Below are 15,356 nucleotides of genomic sequence, written 5' to 3'. Positions count from 1 at the left end.
TGCTCAACTCAATATATCACACATAATTATTCATATGCCAATTCACTTGCAAAAATATTATGGTATATGGGGAGCATATTGAACAAAGGACCTGCCATGGCAGAGGCGAAACAAACGCAACCCAGCAGAGTGCATGCAACCATCAATCTGGATTCCCCGGGCAAACAGACCGGGGATTTAATGCTGAAGTGGTCAGACAACACCGTGCCACTGGGATATCACCCCATTGCGATCGCCAGTCTTCGCGGATCTGACGGCCCGACGGTTCTGCTGCTAGGTGGAACTCATGGTGATGAATTCGAAGGCCCCGCTGCAATATTGCGGCTAGCCGAGCGGCTGGACCCCTCACAGATTGCCGGGCAGATCATCATGATACCAGCCCTGAACGCTCCGGCAGTCGCCAGCTCCTCACGCGTATCTCCGCTGGACGGACAAAACCTGAACCGCGCCTTTCCCGGTGACCCCGATGGCGGGCCAACGGCGATGTTGGCGCACTATGTGGAAACAGTGCTGCTGCCACGTGTTGATGCGGTAATCGACCTGCATTCGGGCGGCAAGGCTTCGGTCTTTACACCTTGCGCACTGGCGTCGCGCTGTGCTGACCCCAAGCTGACCAAAGCGAACCTTGATCTGGCCAGCGCGTTCGGATTGCCGCTGATCTGGGTATTGGGCGCACATAATGACAATCGTTCAGTCAACGCAGCAGCCGAGCGTGCAGGTGTTCCTATGATCGCAACCGAGCTAGGCGGTGGAGGCAATATCACACCCGAAATTGTAGATGTCGCAGAAACAGGTTTGATGCGCTGCCTAACCGAACTCGGGCTTCTAGAAGGCAGCTCTGGTATTGGAACACCCCCGCGGCAGGTTGAGATCGCCTCCCCGCATGACTCACTCTATGCCCCCGAAAATGGCTTATTCGACCGATATGTCTGTGCTGGGCAAGAGGTTCAGGCGGGTGATTTGGCGGGGCATCTGCGTTTTCCCGATAATCCTGGCCGACCCGCTCTGAAACTGAATTTTCCCAACAGCGGATTTGTGCTCGCGCATGGCAATCGCGGGATGGTGTGTCGCGGCGATCTGCTGGCGCTGGTAGCTCAGAACGCGTCGAAAGGAGACTGAATGCGATCCTACACTCCATTCATTTCAGGCAAGTTCATAGATTGGCAAGGGGACACCATACCCAGTATCAACCCTGCAACCGGACAGGTCTGGAGCCATATCGCCAAGTGCGACACATCCGAGGCAGATGTAGCGATACGAGATGCCGACCTTGCATTCCGCACAGGCCCATGGGCTCAGTTAGATGCATCAGGGCGCGCCGACATGCTTGATGCTATGGCTGATGTGCTTGAGGAGCGTTGGGAAGAACTTGTTGACCCGGAGATTCTGGATAATGGCAAGCGCATTACCGAGGTACGTGGTCAATTTTCTGGATTGCATACCTGGTATCGTCATTTTGCTGCCGAAGCGCGCAAACTAGCCCCTGTTCCGCAGAGTAATTCCACGCTTGGGGTCACAAGCGAAGGACATTGGTCGCCCTACGGTGTGGTGGTCGCAATTACACCATGGAACTCGCCCCTGATGATCCTGGCATGGAAGCTGGCTCCGGCTCTGGCCGCGGGAAATACGGTTGTGGTCAAACCGTCGGAAATGGCGTCAGCCTCAACCCTGGAATTCGCCCGACTTGCCCGCGAGGCGGGTCTTCCACCGGGTGTGTTGAACGTGGTGACGGGATGGGGCAACGAAATTGGCGAGGCACTTGTTCGGCATCCGTTGACACGCAAAGTAAGTTTCACCGGCTCAGATATCGGTGGCCGCAAGGTCGCTCAGGCTGCCGCGGGTCAGGTCGTGCCCACAACGCTCGAGCTGGGCGGCAAGTCGCCTCAGGTTGTGTTCGCCGATTGTGATCTGGATTCGGCGATCAACGGGGTTATGTCCGGCATTTTCCTGTCAAATGGCCAGACTTGTGTCGCAGGTTCTAGGCTAATTGTCGAAGCCCGGATCAAAGACGCAATGATCTCGAGACTGCTGGAACGATCCCGTTCACTGATACCTGGCGACCCATTTGACCCGAACACTCAGATTGCACCGCTCGCCAATGAGCCGCATCTGAGAAAGGTTACTGCGATGATCGAACAAGCAAAGGCAGATGGCGCCAATTGCCTGCTGGACGGCACCCAAACAGTGAAAGGGATTGGCGGCTACTATGTCGGGCCAACGATCTTTGATCAGGTCTCTCCGGACATGCAGATCTGGCGAGAAGAGGTTTTCGGCCCTGTGCTTTCAATCACCACCTTTGAATCCGAGGACGAAGCCATCGCGCTCGCTAATGACAGCGACTATGGACTGTCCGCCGGGGTTTGGACCACGGATGCAGCGAAAGCCGCCCGAGTTGCCGAAGCGATATGTGCGGGCACCGTTTACATCAACCACTACCGCAGCGTTGATCCAGGTAGCCCGATCGGTGGCGTCAAACTGTCGGGATATGGGCGGGAACTGGGACCGGGCGCAATCACCGATTTCCTGCAGGTCAAGTCAATCTGGACCGGAACAACACCTGTATCCAACCCGTTCCTTTAATTGTGTTGGCCGTAAAATTGGCGGGGCGCAGAATTGCGAAGAAATAACTAATTGACATATGGATGGCACTATCAATAAAAAAATATAATGTATTAGAGAGCGCTAGATTTGTAGAGCATTCGCGCACTGCAGCGTCCAGCCGTATCCGGCATGAGACATCGGCAGGTCATTCCCGAGTGGAAGCTCGAGACATGCAGAAGCCAATCGCTGGGTGCGTAAGCCACGACGACTGGAAGGCCAAAAATGAACACCCCATCTGACAACAGCCCATTCACGGTTCCAAAAGGGAATTTTCGCGGTCACGATCAGCAAGGTGTCTGGTTAGAAAACTACGACCCGGAATTGACCGAGGTTGGTCCTGGAACACCCTGCGGCGAGTATCTGCGCCGGTTTTGGATGCCCGTCGCCATGACTGATCAAATTGGAGATCTTCCTTATCGCCTCCGAATTCTGGGCGAGGATTTGATCCTGTTTCGCGAAAAGAAAAATGGCAGGCTGGGATGCACCCATCTGCATTGCTGTCACCGAAACATGAGCCTGGAATTCGGCATCGTGGAAGAAGGCGGCATTCGCTGCTCTTACCATGGCTGGAAGTATGGGTTGGATGGGACAGTTCTGGAAACACCATGCGAACCCCCTGCGTCTCAGGTCAAGAAAAAGGCCTGTCTCGGTGCGTATCCGATCATCGAATACAAAGGGTTGGCTTTTGCCTATATGGGTCCGGCAGATAAGACCCCGCCTTTCCCGGTTATGGATACCTTCGATGATGAAGGTGATGAACTGGTACCGTATCTCATCAAGTCACCCTGCAACTGGCTACAGGTGATGGAGAACGCGTGGGACCCGTTTCATGTGGTCTATCTGCACACCAAGGCTGCGCGGGTGCAGTTCCACGAAGCATTCGCGCTTATGCCGATGATTGAGTTTCACGATAGTCAGACCGGCGATTTCTATACCAATGTGCGTCGGGATGGTGATTTCATCTGGGTGCGAGTACATGACCACATGTTGCCATCGTTCACTCAGAATGGCGGACATTTCCCAATTCCGGATCGATCAAGGTACTTTGGACGCGGTGGGCTGTCACGATGGATCACTCCGATTGATGACACCAACACCATGGTCATCGCATGGCGTCACTTTCGGGAAGAGCGGTTCAACGACGACCCGCGCGGCATGACCAATCGGGACGAAGTGGGCTTTGGCAAAACCGATTTCTACGGCCAGGGTCCGGATCGCCCCTATGAAATGCGGCAACGCGATCCCGGTGATTATGATGCCTGGGTCAGCCAGGGCCCAATCAACATCCATGCCCGAGAGAATCTGTCATTCACAGATCGTGGCGTGGCCAAGGCGCGCCGGATGTTGCGCAACGCGATCCGGGCCCTGGCAACTGGAACTCCACCTGCACAGCCAACTGACAATTTCAAGGGTATAATCCCGACTTATGCCGGGGATACCGTGTTGAAAATCCCGTTGCAGGAAGGTCGTGATGATGGCGCCCTGCAGAAAGAAGTCTCGTTCAAGGTTGCTGATATTCTGAGGTCCGGCGATCATCTGCAGGGGTTTGAGCGCCGCACTTTCATCGAAAATGCTTTGAAAGAATACGAGGCAAGCTGGTCATGAGCACGCGAATCCCTCACAACCCGGGGCGGGTTGATTGGTCGGGCGAGAACCCGGGCATCTATCTGAAACAGCAGCCCGATCAGGCCCATTACGATACGCTGGCGTTGTTCTTTCGCGTGGTTCTGTCGCCATATGGGCGTGGTCATGCAGCAATTGTATTGGGCGCTCCGGACGAGGCCCGCGGCTGGCCGAAAGTCCCAAACCTGATCATGACCGACAACCAGCGTATGATGCGTTGGATCGTTGAAGGCTGGGTATCCAAGATGCCAACATTTGTTGGCAAACCGGGCTTGCAGGCCATGACCTGGCTGGATTGTGACAGCGTTGAAAAGCGGCCCAGCGACCTCAAGACACGCTATTCCGAGACCTTGCGTGGTTCGGGTGTGACATTGGACATGATCTGGCAGGATATGGGGCCACCGCTGCCGGTGGAAGTCACACGCGAAAACTCGGCGACCAAAGAACACGAGATGTATTCCGTATTTCTTGAGGCCAAACAGGCTCAGGTCAGGATCAACGGCACCGCCCTGCGCGGTCAGGTGGCAGATCGCCAATTCTTTGGACGCACGATGAGCACGGCCTTTCTGGCCTTCTCGGAAACCTGGGTTACCCCTGCGGAGGACACCTGATGCCCCTGAACGAGCCCATCACCCCCGGCGTTGTTGACTGGACAGGCGAAAACCCGGGCATCCTGCTTAAAGACGAGAATGGCAATTTTAGCGCCATGGCGCTATTCTTTCGGGTGGCTTGGTCTCCGGTCGGTCAGGGGCAGGTGCTGTTGCTTCTGGGATCGCCTGATCAGGTTGAGGGTCCACCGAATGCCCCAAATGTCATCCTCAGCGACAATCCCGAACTAACCGCGTTCCTGAAAAAGAACTTTATCAGTAAACTGGCTGCCTTTGCCAATGCGCCTTCGTTCGCAACCCTGCCTGAAATTGGGGCACATGCCGTGCGCAGTTCGGGCGACCCGATGAGCCATCGGTATACCGAAACAATTGCAGGCGGCCCTTTGACGGTTGAGCTGATTTGGGAAGGCTTCGAAGCACCTCGTGCATTGGAACTGTCCCCGCATGAGGTCGCATCGGGTGAGCAAAACATGTTCTCGCTACTGGTTCCTGCCCATGCGGCCCAGATCATCGTCAATGGCCACGTGTTGCCGGGCAAGTTGGGTACGCGCGTGCAGGCCGGGTACGAGACCACAACCGCATTTCTCTATTTCTCGGAAACTTGGATCATTCCTCCGGAGGGATCATGACCCTGCACCCGTCAGACCAGTTGGCCTTTGATCGGGCGATGGTCACGCAGCCGGTCTGGAATCGATTCAACACCGCAGCTGACGCGCTTGACCTGCCAGAAAATGTACTGTTGCACGCAGGTCCAGCCTTTTCGCGCCCCACAGATATCACCGCTCCGATCCTCAATTCAGCTTGTGTTGCTGCAGTTTGGGAAGGTCTGTCCCGCGACTTCGATCAGGCCGAAGCGATGATCATGGCAGGTGAGATCGCGTTACGCCCGGCACAGGATCACGACGTCGTCACGCCGCTGGCAGCCGTGGTGTCCGCCTCCATGCCGTTGCATTCGGTCTACGACGCATGGCGCGGTCAGACGCGGGTTTTCTCCCCGATCAATGGTGGTGCACGCCCGTCGCTGCGATTGGGTCTGCGCTCGGACGCTGTCCTCGAACATATCCGCTGGCTGAACACGCGCTTTCTGGATGCGCTGCAAAACGGTCTGGCCGAAGGGATTGCGTTGGTTCCATTGGCGGTTACGGGGTTGGTAGGTGGCGATGATTGCCACGGGCGAACACCCGTAGCAACAGAAGCGCTGGTTGATGAACTTAAGGATCGCACACCTGGTGGCATCAATGACGAAGATGTTCTGGAGTTCATGGCGAACTCTCCTTCGCTGTTCCTGAATCTCTGGATGGCGGCGACCAAGCTGATGATGAAGCTTGCCGAAGGTGTCGAAGGCTCCAGTTTTGTGACGGCAGCAGGTGGTAATGGGCGAGAGGTTGGCATTCAGATCTCGGGCCTGCCGGGACGGTGGTTTACTGTTCCCGCAGCACCGCCCAAGGGTCGCTTCGATACCGACTTACCCGAAGATCGTGCCCTGGGCGCCATCGGAGACAGCGCCGTAGTCGAGGCCTTTGGCCTTGGTGCCATGGCCATCGAACTTAGCCTCGAGCAGAAAAAGTTTCTCGGCGCTTATCTACCTGACAATTCCAACGCACGGGTGACAGGTCTGTCAGCAGGTTCTCATCCCTATTTTCGTTCTCTGGATATTCGGCTTGGCTCAACTGCGCGCGGAGCGGTGGCGCAAGGTTCTGGTCCAACAGTTGGGCTTGGCATACTTGATAGGTTGGGTCAGGCCGGTCGGTTGGGTGGCGGCATCTATGACATGCCGGTCGATCCATTTTCAGCTGCGGTGAAAGTACTCAAGGCATGAGTGATTTATGCCGCCGCAGCGCGCACGACTTGGCCCGAATGATCCGGATAGGAGAGGTCAAACCCTCTGAGGTCATGCAAGCACATCTCGAACGGATCGCACTTCGCGAACCTGTGGTCAGGGCATTTCAGTACCTTGATGCAGATCGCGCCATGGATCGGGCACTGGCTGCCGATACTCGGCAATCTGACGGGCCGCTCCATGGTGTCCCATTCGTGATCAAGGATATCATCGATACCGATGACATGCCGACCGGTTGGGGCAGTGACTTGTATTCTAATCGACAACCGGTAATGAGCGCGGCCTGTGTTCAAATGCTTCTCGATGTGGGCGCCATTCCTATCGGCAAAACAGTTACGACCGAGTTCGCCTATTTCCGGCCCGGCAAAACTGCGAACCCGCACAATCCAGGCCATACTCCGGGCGGCTCATCATCGGGTTCCGCTGCAGCGGTCGCTGATTTCATGGCTCCGCTGGCCTTTGGATCGCAGACGGCGGCATCATTGATCCGACCGGCTGCATATTGCGGAGTTTATGGATTTCGCCCTACGATCCATGGCTACCCGCTTTCCGGTGTGATGGGGTTGTCACCAAGCCTTGATACGCTTGGGGTACTCGCCCGTCATCCATATGATCTTGCACTTACCGATGCGGTTCTACGCGGCATCGAGCCGCCTCAACGAGCGCGTTTTGAGGACAGTTTGCCGCGGATCAGCCTGATGCGCGGACCACACTGGATGGATGGCTCGATTGAGATGCGTGACACCTGCACCCGTGCTATGTCCGCCATTGCAGCCGCAGGATCGGAATCTGGCGAAATTGCCCACCCTGCTATTTTTTCTGAACTCACCTCGGCACATCACACTGTAATGGCATATGAGACCGCACGATTGCGCCGCGATGAATTCGAAATGGGATTGCCCGCGATCAGTCCTCAATTTCGCGCGCTGATCGAAGCCGGGTTAAAGATCAGCGAGGTGGATTACCAGCATGCTCTGATGCTCTGTGATCGAGCTGGTTTAGTATTGGAACAGATTTTTGGGGATACCGATGCCCTTCTGGTGCCGTCTGCGCCAGGTCCGGCCCCGGTGGGCCTGGAGGCGACCGGAGATCCCTTGTTCTCGCGCATGTGGAACCTTTTGCAGGTTCCTTCGATCGCCATCCCATTTGGGACCGACCAAAATGGATTGCCACTAGGGATACAGCTTGTCGCGCCAAAGGGCTATGACGCCCGGCTACTGGATATTGCGCAATGGGTCGGTAACATCCTAAACCCATTGGGTTGAATTTTTCGGTTCGTCTAACCGATTAACGGCAACAATATCGTCAACGAAATTGGTATACTAACGGCTGCTATCAAGGTCTGAAGCGTGACGATTGCGGCCATCAAAGGCGCGTCCCCGCCTAGTTGCTTGGACAAAGTGTACGATGAAGCCCCCGTAGGCACCACGGAATAGACCACTGCAATCTGCAAAACATCCTGAGGTAACCCGACAAGTATTCCGATACAGAGCGCAGCAACCGGAAACACCATCATCTTGCCGACAATAGCCAGCATTAGAGGCAGCGCACTCGCCGCCATCGCCCGGACACGCAGGTTTGCGCCAACAGCCAGCAGAGTAATGGGCAATGCGCCCGCCCCAAGAATGTCAGCCACCTCGTGGACAACAGGAATGCGGTCACCGATCATCTGGTTGGCCCCAATCGCCAATAGGATCGAGATGACATAGGGGTTTCGCCCAAGCTCACGCAGGATAGCGATCGGCAATCGGGTCGCAGAATCCTGTTTCAATGCCCCCACCATCATGACCACCATGACGATGTTGGTGATAGGCACCAGTATGGCTGTCGCCAGAATAGCGATGTCAAACCCCACTGGACCGTAAAGATTGGCTGCAAGCGCAAGGCCTATGAATGAGTTATGTCGCGCACTTCCCTGCAAGATCGACGTCGCCTGCGGTGCCGCATATCCCATCAGACGGGCACTGATGACTGCAAATACCAGCGCCGCCAAAAACCCACCCAATATGGTCATCGAATAAAGGCCAAGCGCAGATTTATCTAACGGCGATAACGAGATCTTCGTGAATAACAGGCAGGGCATCAAAACCCAATAAACCAGCTTGTCATTCAGGTTCCAGAAATCGGTGCTGGGAATTCCGCCTTTACGAAGGGCCAGACCCAACGCGATAATCAAAAAGATCGGTAATATCGAAGTCAGAATTGTAAGCATCTCAAATCAATAATAAATCTGGGCTGCACTTCGATATACTGTCATACAGTGATATTCTACACAACTCGACCGCCACCCATTCAAGCGCTTCCGTCCGTGTCTTCGTCGATCACAGCCATTGCATCAATTTCAACCAACAGTGAAGGATCGGCCAAGCCTTGCACGACAACCCCGGTCGAACAGTGATGCACGCCCTCGAACCAGCGGTTGATCGCCTCGTAAACGGCGGGCCGGTAGGAAATATCAGTGACATAGACCGTCAGCTTGCAAACATCGGCAAGGCTGCCTCCGGCCTCTTCCATCCAGCGTTGAATATTGCGGCAGGCCTGATCCGCCTGGGCACCAGGATCACCTTCGCCGATGAGTGTCCCATCCAGCAAGGTTCCAACTTGGCCCTGCATGAAGACAAAATCGCCCCGCGCCCGGATCGCCTTGGAATAGGTCGCCTGAGCGTGATAGCGGGTTTGATATTTGTGAATATGTGTTCGTGCCATTCGCTTTTTCCCTCTAAGCGACGGCACGGGAAAGATAATCCTCGACCATATCGCCAAAGCTCTGCTCTACGGCAAATTCAAAACCATCTTCACACCGCATAATTAGTGCTTTGAGGCCAAACAATTCAGTATAGGTCACGGTTTCTTCGCCGAACTCAGTTTCATGTATATCCAACGGACACGCAATGGACATCACTTCATCCGCTTGCGGACCGGTCACTCGAAAAAATGTCAGCGTATCCGAAACCCGCACGATGCTGATTTCCGCCGGGCAATTGGTTGGGCTGAGGCGTTTCTCCAGTTCGGCTTCCTGCTCCAGTGGAGCGCGCGCGATCCAGTGGTTTCGCCCGACATAATACAATTCGACTGAAGCTTGACCTGACCGCGAGTTTGGCCGCTCTGGCAGTGTCGGTAGAACATCAGCTGCCCAGTTTTGAATGGCAGCTGAACTCCCTTTGAGATCAAACAGCGCGTTTAGGGATTGGCGCACTATTGCCACGTCATAAGTCATCTCAGGACCTCAAGAGCTTGCCGTCGGGATCGTGGAACACCGGCTTGGTGATTTTGACCGGGATCACGTCCTCTTTCAGGCGGACATGAGCAGTCTCCCCGTGTCGGCTATGACCATTCTTCAGCAATGCCAACCCGACCCAGCGATCATTCACAACACTCCAGACGCAGGCAGTTACAAGGCCTTCGGTGGCCTCTTTACGACCTCCGGTGGTTAGCGGCGCGCCTTCTGGCACTTGCCTGTTGTGATCTTCGGGTAGAATGCCCACCAACTCCCGCCGAGTTGCTTTTCCTTCGCGACGCAGCTGTATCGAGCGTTTGCCAAGATAGTCTGTCTTTTTCTTCGACATTGCCCAACCCATCCCAAGGTCAAGGGCATCCACTGTGCCGTCGACTTCGTGTCCCAGCGACAGGAAACCCTTTTCGACACGCAGCACGTGGCTCGATTCCGAGCCTACCGGGAGGATCCCAAAGGGGGCGCCTGCATCCATCACCTTGGCCCATAACGCCGCCATGTGGCGTGGGGCAACATTGACTTCAAAGGAAAGTTCACCCGTGAAACTGACGCGAACGATGCGCGCGGGAAAACCTGCGACGGACCCATCCCTGAAAGACATGAATGGAAACGCCTCGGGCGAGAGGTCGACATCTGTGCCAATAGCCTGCATCACATCGCGCGCGCGCGGGCCGCAAATCGTGGCGTTGTTCCATTGGCTTGTCACTGTCGTGATCATCACCTGCCAATCCGGGAATTCTGTCTGAAGCAGCTTTTCCATATGCTGATTTATTGAATCCGCATGACCGGTAGAGGTGGAAACAAGCCATCTGTGTTCATCAAGCCGGAACACCACGCCATCATCCAGGATCAGCCCATCATCCGATAGCATCAGCCCGTAACGACCATTGCCAGGCGTCAGCGAAGACATCACGTTCGCATAGATAAAATCCAGGAATTGCGGGACATCGCGGCCTTTCAACTCGAATGTCCCTAACGGTGAGCCATCATAGACGCCAACGCCTTCCCGAACGGCACGGCATTCACGGTTCACTGCGTCTTGCAGGCCTTCACCCTGTTGAGGGAAAAAACCCGGTCGCCGCCAACGCGCACCGGCCTCATACATGACCGCGCCATTGTCTTTGTTCCACTGGGTGACTGGCGTGTGCCGATAGGGGAACAGAACCGAATCCTCGCGTAGCCCGCCGATCGCACCGAAGGACACAGGTGTGTAGGGCGAGCGGAAAGTGGTTGTTCCAACCTCTTGCAACGGCACACCTTTTTGCATCGCAACAGTGCCGATGATGTTGATGTTCCCGGTCTTACCCTGATCAATACCCATGCCGCCGGTGGTATAGCGTTTGACGTGTTCGACATTGTCATAGCCCTCACGCAAAGCCAGATGCACATCACTGACAGACACGTCATTCTGAATATCCAGAAACGCCTTTCCGCGCTGGTCAGGTAGGTCTACCCGCCAAAGAGGTTCGATCTCATATGGAAGTTCCTCACCCCCATCGATAATCTGATCAAGTGTCAGTTGCCCAGCCGCAGCGCCAACCGCTGTGCAGTTCTGCACTGGTTGATATGGAAGAAAGGCAGCCAAATCTTCGTCAAACCTTAGCGTGCTGCGAGATTGAGACCACAAATGTACAGTCGGGTTCCATCCCCCTGAATGCGCAAGCAAATCGCATTCAATCCAGTTTACAGAACCCGATGTGGAAACGGCTTTTACTGCTTTGACCCCTTTATGACCGCGCACATCTCCAACAACGGTTGAAGATTGCACAGTGATTTCGGGCACCAATTCCAGTGCGGCCTGAGGCACGCTTGAGCGACTGTCGAGGATAGCCTCAACCCGCACCCCTGCCGCGATCAGATCAGAGGCGACCGCATATACACTGTTGTTGTTGGTAAACAGGACCACTCTTTTTCCGGGGGTTACCCCCCATCGGTTGCAGTAAGCCTGTACCGACGATGCCAACATAACCCCGGGCCGGTCGTTGTTGCTGAATACCATGGCACGTTCGGTTGCGCCTGTGGCGATAACCACTTCCCCCGCCCTCACGCGCCAAGAACGCTCAATGATGCTTCCCTGTAAAGGATTACGCTCATTTACAATCAGCAAATTGTGTTCGCGATATGCCCAGACAGTCGCATTCTGCAGATGGGTGACATTGGCCATCTTGCGCAGCTCCTGAACGGCAGCCTCCACCCAACCCATTGCAGGTTGCCCATCGATGGAAAGATCGCGGTTCAACAGGCTGCCGCCTGCCTCTGAGCCTTCGTCGGCTAGGAATACGCGCTTACCCGCCCGTCCTGCCTTAAGCGCTGCCTTCAATCCGGCGGGGCCTGCGCCAGCGACCAAGACATCAGCATGGGCGTGGCGCGCTTCGAAATGCCCCGAGGATGGCGGCTGAGCCGGTGCAGCAGCCAACCCGGCAGCTTTGCGAATTGAAGGCTCAAAAAGATGCCAATTGGGCCATTTGAAAGTCTTGTAATAAAAACCGGCCGGTATGAAACGGCTGAGCAGTTGATTTACACCGCCAATATCAAACTCGGGCGATGGCCAGCAATTCACCGAACGCGCGCTTAGCCCGTCGCGCAAAGGGACGGTGGTTGCCGGGCGGTTTCCCGAGGCATCCTCACCATCCAGCTCCACCAGTGTCGCGGGTTCTTCGGGACCATGACCAACAATGCCACGAGGGCGGTGATACTTGAAACTGCGCGCCGTAACACGAACACCGTTGGCCAATAAGGCCGAGGCAAGAGTATCGCCTTCAAACCCCTCATAGGATTTGCCATTGAAGGTAAATCGCAGAGTTCGGCTTCGATCAATCCGCCCACCAGATGCACAGCGGTTATTCTGAGTCATCTGGGGCCTCCACGATGTCATGGGTCCGGGTATCACGCCAAATCGTGACCCACTCGCCACAACCTCGCGCATGCCACCACCGTTCCTGAACCGGGCCTAAGGGGTTTGGCACCACGGTCAGATACTCGACCCAATCCGCGTCGCTAACGCTGTTCGGGTCGGGGCGGTCTGCACCGACCGCGCCTCCAAAGATATATTCGCTTTCATTACGTTTGCCGCAGAATGGGCAAGGAATTAGCATCATGAACCTTACCCTCCTAACGCGCCGTGGTTGTCCCGGCTTCCATCACAAAATCCAGATGGCGAAACCGGTTGAGCGTAAACGAAGACATCAGTGGATGAGGCTCGCCCTTGGCCACCAGATGGGCAAGCGTCAACCCACCTGCGGGGATGGCCTTGTATCCGCCCCACCAACCGGCTGTCACAAACAAACCGGGCAAGTCTGTCTGATCCATAATGGGTGAGGCATCGTGAGCAATGTCCAGATGCCCGCCCCATTGCCGCATAAGTTTGAGTTTCTTGAACGACGGGAACAGGGAAAGCATTGCGGTTACCGTGTCTTCGAACACGTTCTGCTTAATATCGCGTCGGAAACTCTGACCCATATCCGGTGCACCGCCGATCACCATCTCGCCCTTGTCGGATTGGCTAAAATAGAACCCGCTGTCAGGGCAGTTTACTATGACGTCCACTAATGGTTTCACCGGTTCGGACACAAATGCCGTCAGGTTCATCGTGCGCAAAGGTAGCTTCAGCCCGACGGTTTCGATCAACGTTGTGGTATGGCCTGAGACGGCGACAACAACTTTTTTGGCACGAATCCTACCGCGATTGGTTTCGACACCGCTGATATGGCCATCAGCCCCGCGGATCAGAGATTGAACTGCGGTTTGCTGGTGTATCTCGACCCCAAGCGCATCAGCCGCGCGCGCATATCCCCACGCCACTGCATCATGTCTGTTCACGCCAGCATCCGTATGCACCATGCCGCAAATTACAGGCAAACGCGCATCCGGGCCGCCCCCGGTCAGCGCGGGTATTCTTCTACGCAGTTCGATCTCCGATATCTGTTCGTAAGTCGATCCGTAAATATCCATTGCCAGTTGCCGTCGCCTGAGCTCGCGCAACTTGGGCCAGGTTTGCACAACATCCACCATGGTGCGCTTCGAATGCATCATGTTGAAGTTCAGTTCGTGCGTCAGACCCTCATACATGGCGACGGATTTGACGTAGAAGGGGATCGACTCGTCCCGCATGTAATTGGATCGGATGGTCACCGTATTACGAGCGATATTGCCACCACCTAGCCAACCTTTTTCAACCACAGCGACGTCTGTAATGTCGAATTCTTTGGCGAGATAATAGGCGGTCGCAAGACCGTGCCCCCCAGCACCTATCACAACAACCTCATACTGGTCTTTGAGCGGGGGGGAACGCCAAGCCCGCGACCAGTTTCGGTGCCCTGAAAGTGCATTCCGGGCGAGCGAGAACACAGAATATTTTTGCATGGTGATCCCAATATTGACCACAAGCAATGTACGGTCAATAAATTATTTTACCATCACGCAAAACTATTGGCCGTTTGACCAAATTGTTGTACGGTGAGTCATGAACTTCCGCATTAAACAGTTTCACCGGAACCTCGCTGGCAAATGGTCTGCCCGGTCGCGGTGGCCTTGTTTCATCATCAATTGCCGCAGTTCTCCATCTTACTGACACCACGTGGATCGCGGCGCTTCGCGCCAATTTACGAACCCGCCCGGAAACGGAGTGGAAACTAAATGGATGGATCGGATGACCAAGCCAAATGAACTTAAGGACACACAGGAATCTTATGCGCGCGACGGCGTCGTATTGTTAAAGAACATCCTGTCAGACGACTGGCTGAGCAAATTGCAGGATGCAGTTGATACCGAAGTCACAAAAGGTGACCGATACTTTGCGTACAAAAACATGCGTGAAAACCCCGGCACTTTTCAGGACTATTGCCTGACATCGGATATCGGACAACGCGTAGCTGAGGTATCAGGCAGTCCGTGGACATCGTTAATCTATGACCAGATTTTCGTAAAAGAGCCGGGAACGCGGACTCAAACCGGATGGCACACGGATCAGCCCTATTGGCCCGTGGTAGGTCCAATCATGACAATGTGGATCGCGCTTGACCCGGTTGACCCCGACAATGGAGCACTGGAATTTGTGCGTGGATCACATGCATGGGGTGCAAAATACCGGCCTTTCAAAACCGATCAGCAAGGCGGTTTCCTGCACTATCTGGAAGAAGATAATCCGGATTACATAGACATGCCGGATTTTGAGGCCGACCGTGCCCAATATGACATCTTCCACTTTGAAAACATGAAACCAGGCGACGCACTCGCCTTTGACGGAATGACCGTGCATTCGGCTATGGGCAATCGGACTTCGACACGTCGCAGGCGCGGATACGCAATTCGATTTGCTGTCGAAGGTGCGACCTATGAACCTCGGGATTCGGTTACAGAATGGCTACATGACGATAGTTTGAAACCCGGCGCACCCTTTGCAGGGGGCCGGTTTCCAATCATCTATGAAAATGCCTAAGATACGGGGCCGGCG

General features: G+C 55.1%; 14 protein-coding genes. 8 read left to right on the top strand and 6 right to left on the bottom strand.

Going from position 1 to position 15,356, the window contains the following annotated elements; all coding sequences use genetic code 11:
* The first annotated feature begins 96 nt into the window (after positions 1-96).
* The 7 genes from ACR3EJ_RS22835 (at position 97) to ACR3EJ_RS22805 (ending at position 7,937) form a co-directional block, all read left to right on the top strand.
* Positions 97-1,119, top strand: a complete 1,023-nt coding sequence (locus ACR3EJ_RS22835; RefSeq protein WP_170544044.1) for a succinylglutamate desuccinylase/aspartoacylase family protein — start codon at positions 97-99, stop codon at positions 1,117-1,119.
* On the top strand, positions 1,120-2,580 hold the full coding sequence (locus ACR3EJ_RS22830) for an aldehyde dehydrogenase family protein (protein WP_170544042.1): 1,461 nt from the start codon (positions 1,120-1,122) through the stop codon (positions 2,578-2,580).
* Positions 2,581-2,823: 243 nt separating this feature from the next.
* On the top strand, positions 2,824-4,206 hold the full coding sequence (locus ACR3EJ_RS22825) for a Rieske 2Fe-2S domain-containing protein (protein WP_170544040.1): 1,383 nt from the start codon (positions 2,824-2,826) through the stop codon (positions 4,204-4,206).
* Complete coding sequence (locus ACR3EJ_RS22820; protein ID WP_170544038.1) at positions 4,203-4,835, top strand: hypothetical protein; 633 nt, start codon at positions 4,203-4,205, stop codon at positions 4,833-4,835. Before ACR3EJ_RS22825 ends, ACR3EJ_RS22820 begins: the two co-directional genes overlap by 4 nt.
* Complete coding sequence (locus ACR3EJ_RS22815) at positions 4,835-5,461, top strand: hypothetical protein (protein ID WP_170544036.1); 627 nt, start codon at positions 4,835-4,837, stop codon at positions 5,459-5,461. The genes ACR3EJ_RS22820 and ACR3EJ_RS22815 overlap by 1 nt, the downstream gene beginning before the upstream one ends.
* The gene (locus ACR3EJ_RS22810; RefSeq protein WP_170544034.1) at positions 5,458-6,651 is read left to right on the top strand and encodes a YlbE family protein; all 1,194 of its coding nucleotides are present in this window, start codon (positions 5,458-5,460) and stop codon (positions 6,649-6,651) included. Before ACR3EJ_RS22815 ends, ACR3EJ_RS22810 begins: the two co-directional genes overlap by 4 nt.
* A complete protein-coding gene (locus ACR3EJ_RS22805) occupies positions 6,648-7,937 on the top strand; it encodes an amidase (protein WP_170544032.1) in 1,290 nt (429 codons plus the stop codon). Before ACR3EJ_RS22810 ends, ACR3EJ_RS22805 begins: the two co-directional genes overlap by 4 nt.
* A gap of 14 nt (positions 7,938-7,951) precedes the next feature.
* On the opposite strand, the gene ACR3EJ_RS22800 is transcribed toward ACR3EJ_RS22805, so the two are convergent.
* The 6 genes from ACR3EJ_RS22800 to ACR3EJ_RS22775 all read right to left on the bottom strand — a co-directional run bounded on the left by ACR3EJ_RS22800 (position 7,952) and on the right by ACR3EJ_RS22775 (position 14,266).
* The gene (locus tag ACR3EJ_RS22800; protein WP_170475226.1) at positions 7,952-8,884 is read right to left on the bottom strand and encodes an AEC family transporter; all 933 of its coding nucleotides are present in this window, start codon (positions 8,882-8,884) and stop codon (positions 7,952-7,954) included.
* A gap of 80 nt (positions 8,885-8,964) precedes the next feature.
* Positions 8,965-9,378, bottom strand: coding sequence for a RidA family protein (locus ACR3EJ_RS22795; RefSeq protein WP_170475228.1), 414 nt, complete (start codon positions 9,376-9,378; stop codon positions 8,965-8,967).
* 13 nt (positions 9,379-9,391) lie between these two features.
* The gene (locus ACR3EJ_RS22790) at positions 9,392-9,889 is read right to left on the bottom strand and encodes an aminomethyltransferase family protein (protein ID WP_170544030.1); all 498 of its coding nucleotides are present in this window, start codon (positions 9,887-9,889) and stop codon (positions 9,392-9,394) included.
* 1 nt (position 9,890) lies between these two features.
* Positions 9,891-12,758, bottom strand: coding sequence for a 2Fe-2S iron-sulfur cluster-binding protein (locus ACR3EJ_RS22785; protein WP_170544028.1), 2,868 nt, complete (start codon positions 12,756-12,758; stop codon positions 9,891-9,893).
* The gene (locus ACR3EJ_RS22780; protein ID WP_170544025.1) at positions 12,745-13,002 is read right to left on the bottom strand and encodes a sarcosine oxidase subunit delta; all 258 of its coding nucleotides are present in this window, start codon (positions 13,000-13,002) and stop codon (positions 12,745-12,747) included. The genes ACR3EJ_RS22785 and ACR3EJ_RS22780 overlap by 14 nt, the downstream gene beginning before the upstream one ends.
* Positions 13,003-13,015: 13 nt before the next feature.
* The gene (locus tag ACR3EJ_RS22775) at positions 13,016-14,266 is read right to left on the bottom strand and encodes an FAD-dependent oxidoreductase (protein WP_170544023.1); all 1,251 of its coding nucleotides are present in this window, start codon (positions 14,264-14,266) and stop codon (positions 13,016-13,018) included.
* A gap of 286 nt (positions 14,267-14,552) precedes the next feature.
* Here ACR3EJ_RS22775 and ACR3EJ_RS22770 point away from each other — a divergent pair, with 286 nt between their 5' ends.
* The gene (locus ACR3EJ_RS22770; RefSeq protein WP_480423590.1) at positions 14,553-15,341 is read left to right on the top strand and encodes a phytanoyl-CoA dioxygenase family protein; all 789 of its coding nucleotides are present in this window, start codon (positions 14,553-14,555) and stop codon (positions 15,339-15,341) included.
* Positions 15,342-15,356 lie beyond the last annotated feature (15 nt).

This window comes from Ruegeria sp. AB11 (assembly GCF_056536325.1).
Note: the sequence above shows the minus strand (reverse complement) of the source record. Positions and strands in the feature narration are given on the sequence as shown.

What these genes read in the sequence shown, in the direction of transcription:
- ACR3EJ_RS22835 (WP_170544044.1), top strand. Translation starts at nt 97, where the DNA reads ATGGCAGAGGCGAAACAAACGCAACCCAGCAGAGTGCATGCAACCATC.
- ACR3EJ_RS22830 (WP_170544042.1), top strand. Translation starts at nt 1,120, where the DNA reads ATGCGATCCTACACTCCATTCATTTCAGGCAAGTTCATAGATTGGCAA.
- ACR3EJ_RS22825 (WP_170544040.1), top strand. Translation starts at nt 2,824, where the DNA reads ATGAACACCCCATCTGACAACAGCCCATTCACGGTTCCAAAAGGGAAT.
- ACR3EJ_RS22820 (WP_170544038.1), top strand. Translation starts at nt 4,203, where the DNA reads ATGAGCACGCGAATCCCTCACAACCCGGGGCGGGTTGATTGGTCGGGC.
- ACR3EJ_RS22815 (WP_170544036.1), top strand. Translation starts at nt 4,835, where the DNA reads ATGCCCCTGAACGAGCCCATCACCCCCGGCGTTGTTGACTGGACAGGC.
- ACR3EJ_RS22810 (WP_170544034.1), top strand. Translation starts at nt 5,458, where the DNA reads ATGACCCTGCACCCGTCAGACCAGTTGGCCTTTGATCGGGCGATGGTC.
- ACR3EJ_RS22805 (WP_170544032.1), top strand. Translation starts at nt 6,648, where the DNA reads ATGAGTGATTTATGCCGCCGCAGCGCGCACGACTTGGCCCGAATGATC.
- ACR3EJ_RS22800 (WP_170475226.1), bottom strand. Translation starts at nt 8,884, where the DNA reads ATGCTTACAATTCTGACTTCGATATTACCGATCTTTTTGATTATCGCG.
- ACR3EJ_RS22795 (WP_170475228.1), bottom strand. Translation starts at nt 9,378, where the DNA reads ATGGCACGAACACATATTCACAAATATCAAACCCGCTATCACGCTCAG.
- ACR3EJ_RS22790 (WP_170544030.1), bottom strand. Translation starts at nt 9,889, where the DNA reads ATGACTTATGACGTGGCAATAGTGCGCCAATCCCTAAACGCGCTGTTT.
- ACR3EJ_RS22785 (WP_170544028.1), bottom strand. Translation starts at nt 12,758, where the DNA reads ATGACTCAGAATAACCGCTGTGCATCTGGTGGGCGGATTGATCGAAGC.
- ACR3EJ_RS22780 (WP_170544025.1), bottom strand. Translation starts at nt 13,002, where the DNA reads ATGATGCTAATTCCTTGCCCATTCTGCGGCAAACGTAATGAAAGCGAA.
- ACR3EJ_RS22775 (WP_170544023.1), bottom strand. Translation starts at nt 14,266, where the DNA reads ATGCAAAAATATTCTGTGTTCTCGCTCGCCCGGAATGCACTTTCAGGG.
- ACR3EJ_RS22770 (WP_480423590.1), top strand. Translation starts at nt 14,553, where the DNA reads ATGACCAAGCCAAATGAACTTAAGGACACACAGGAATCTTATGCGCGC.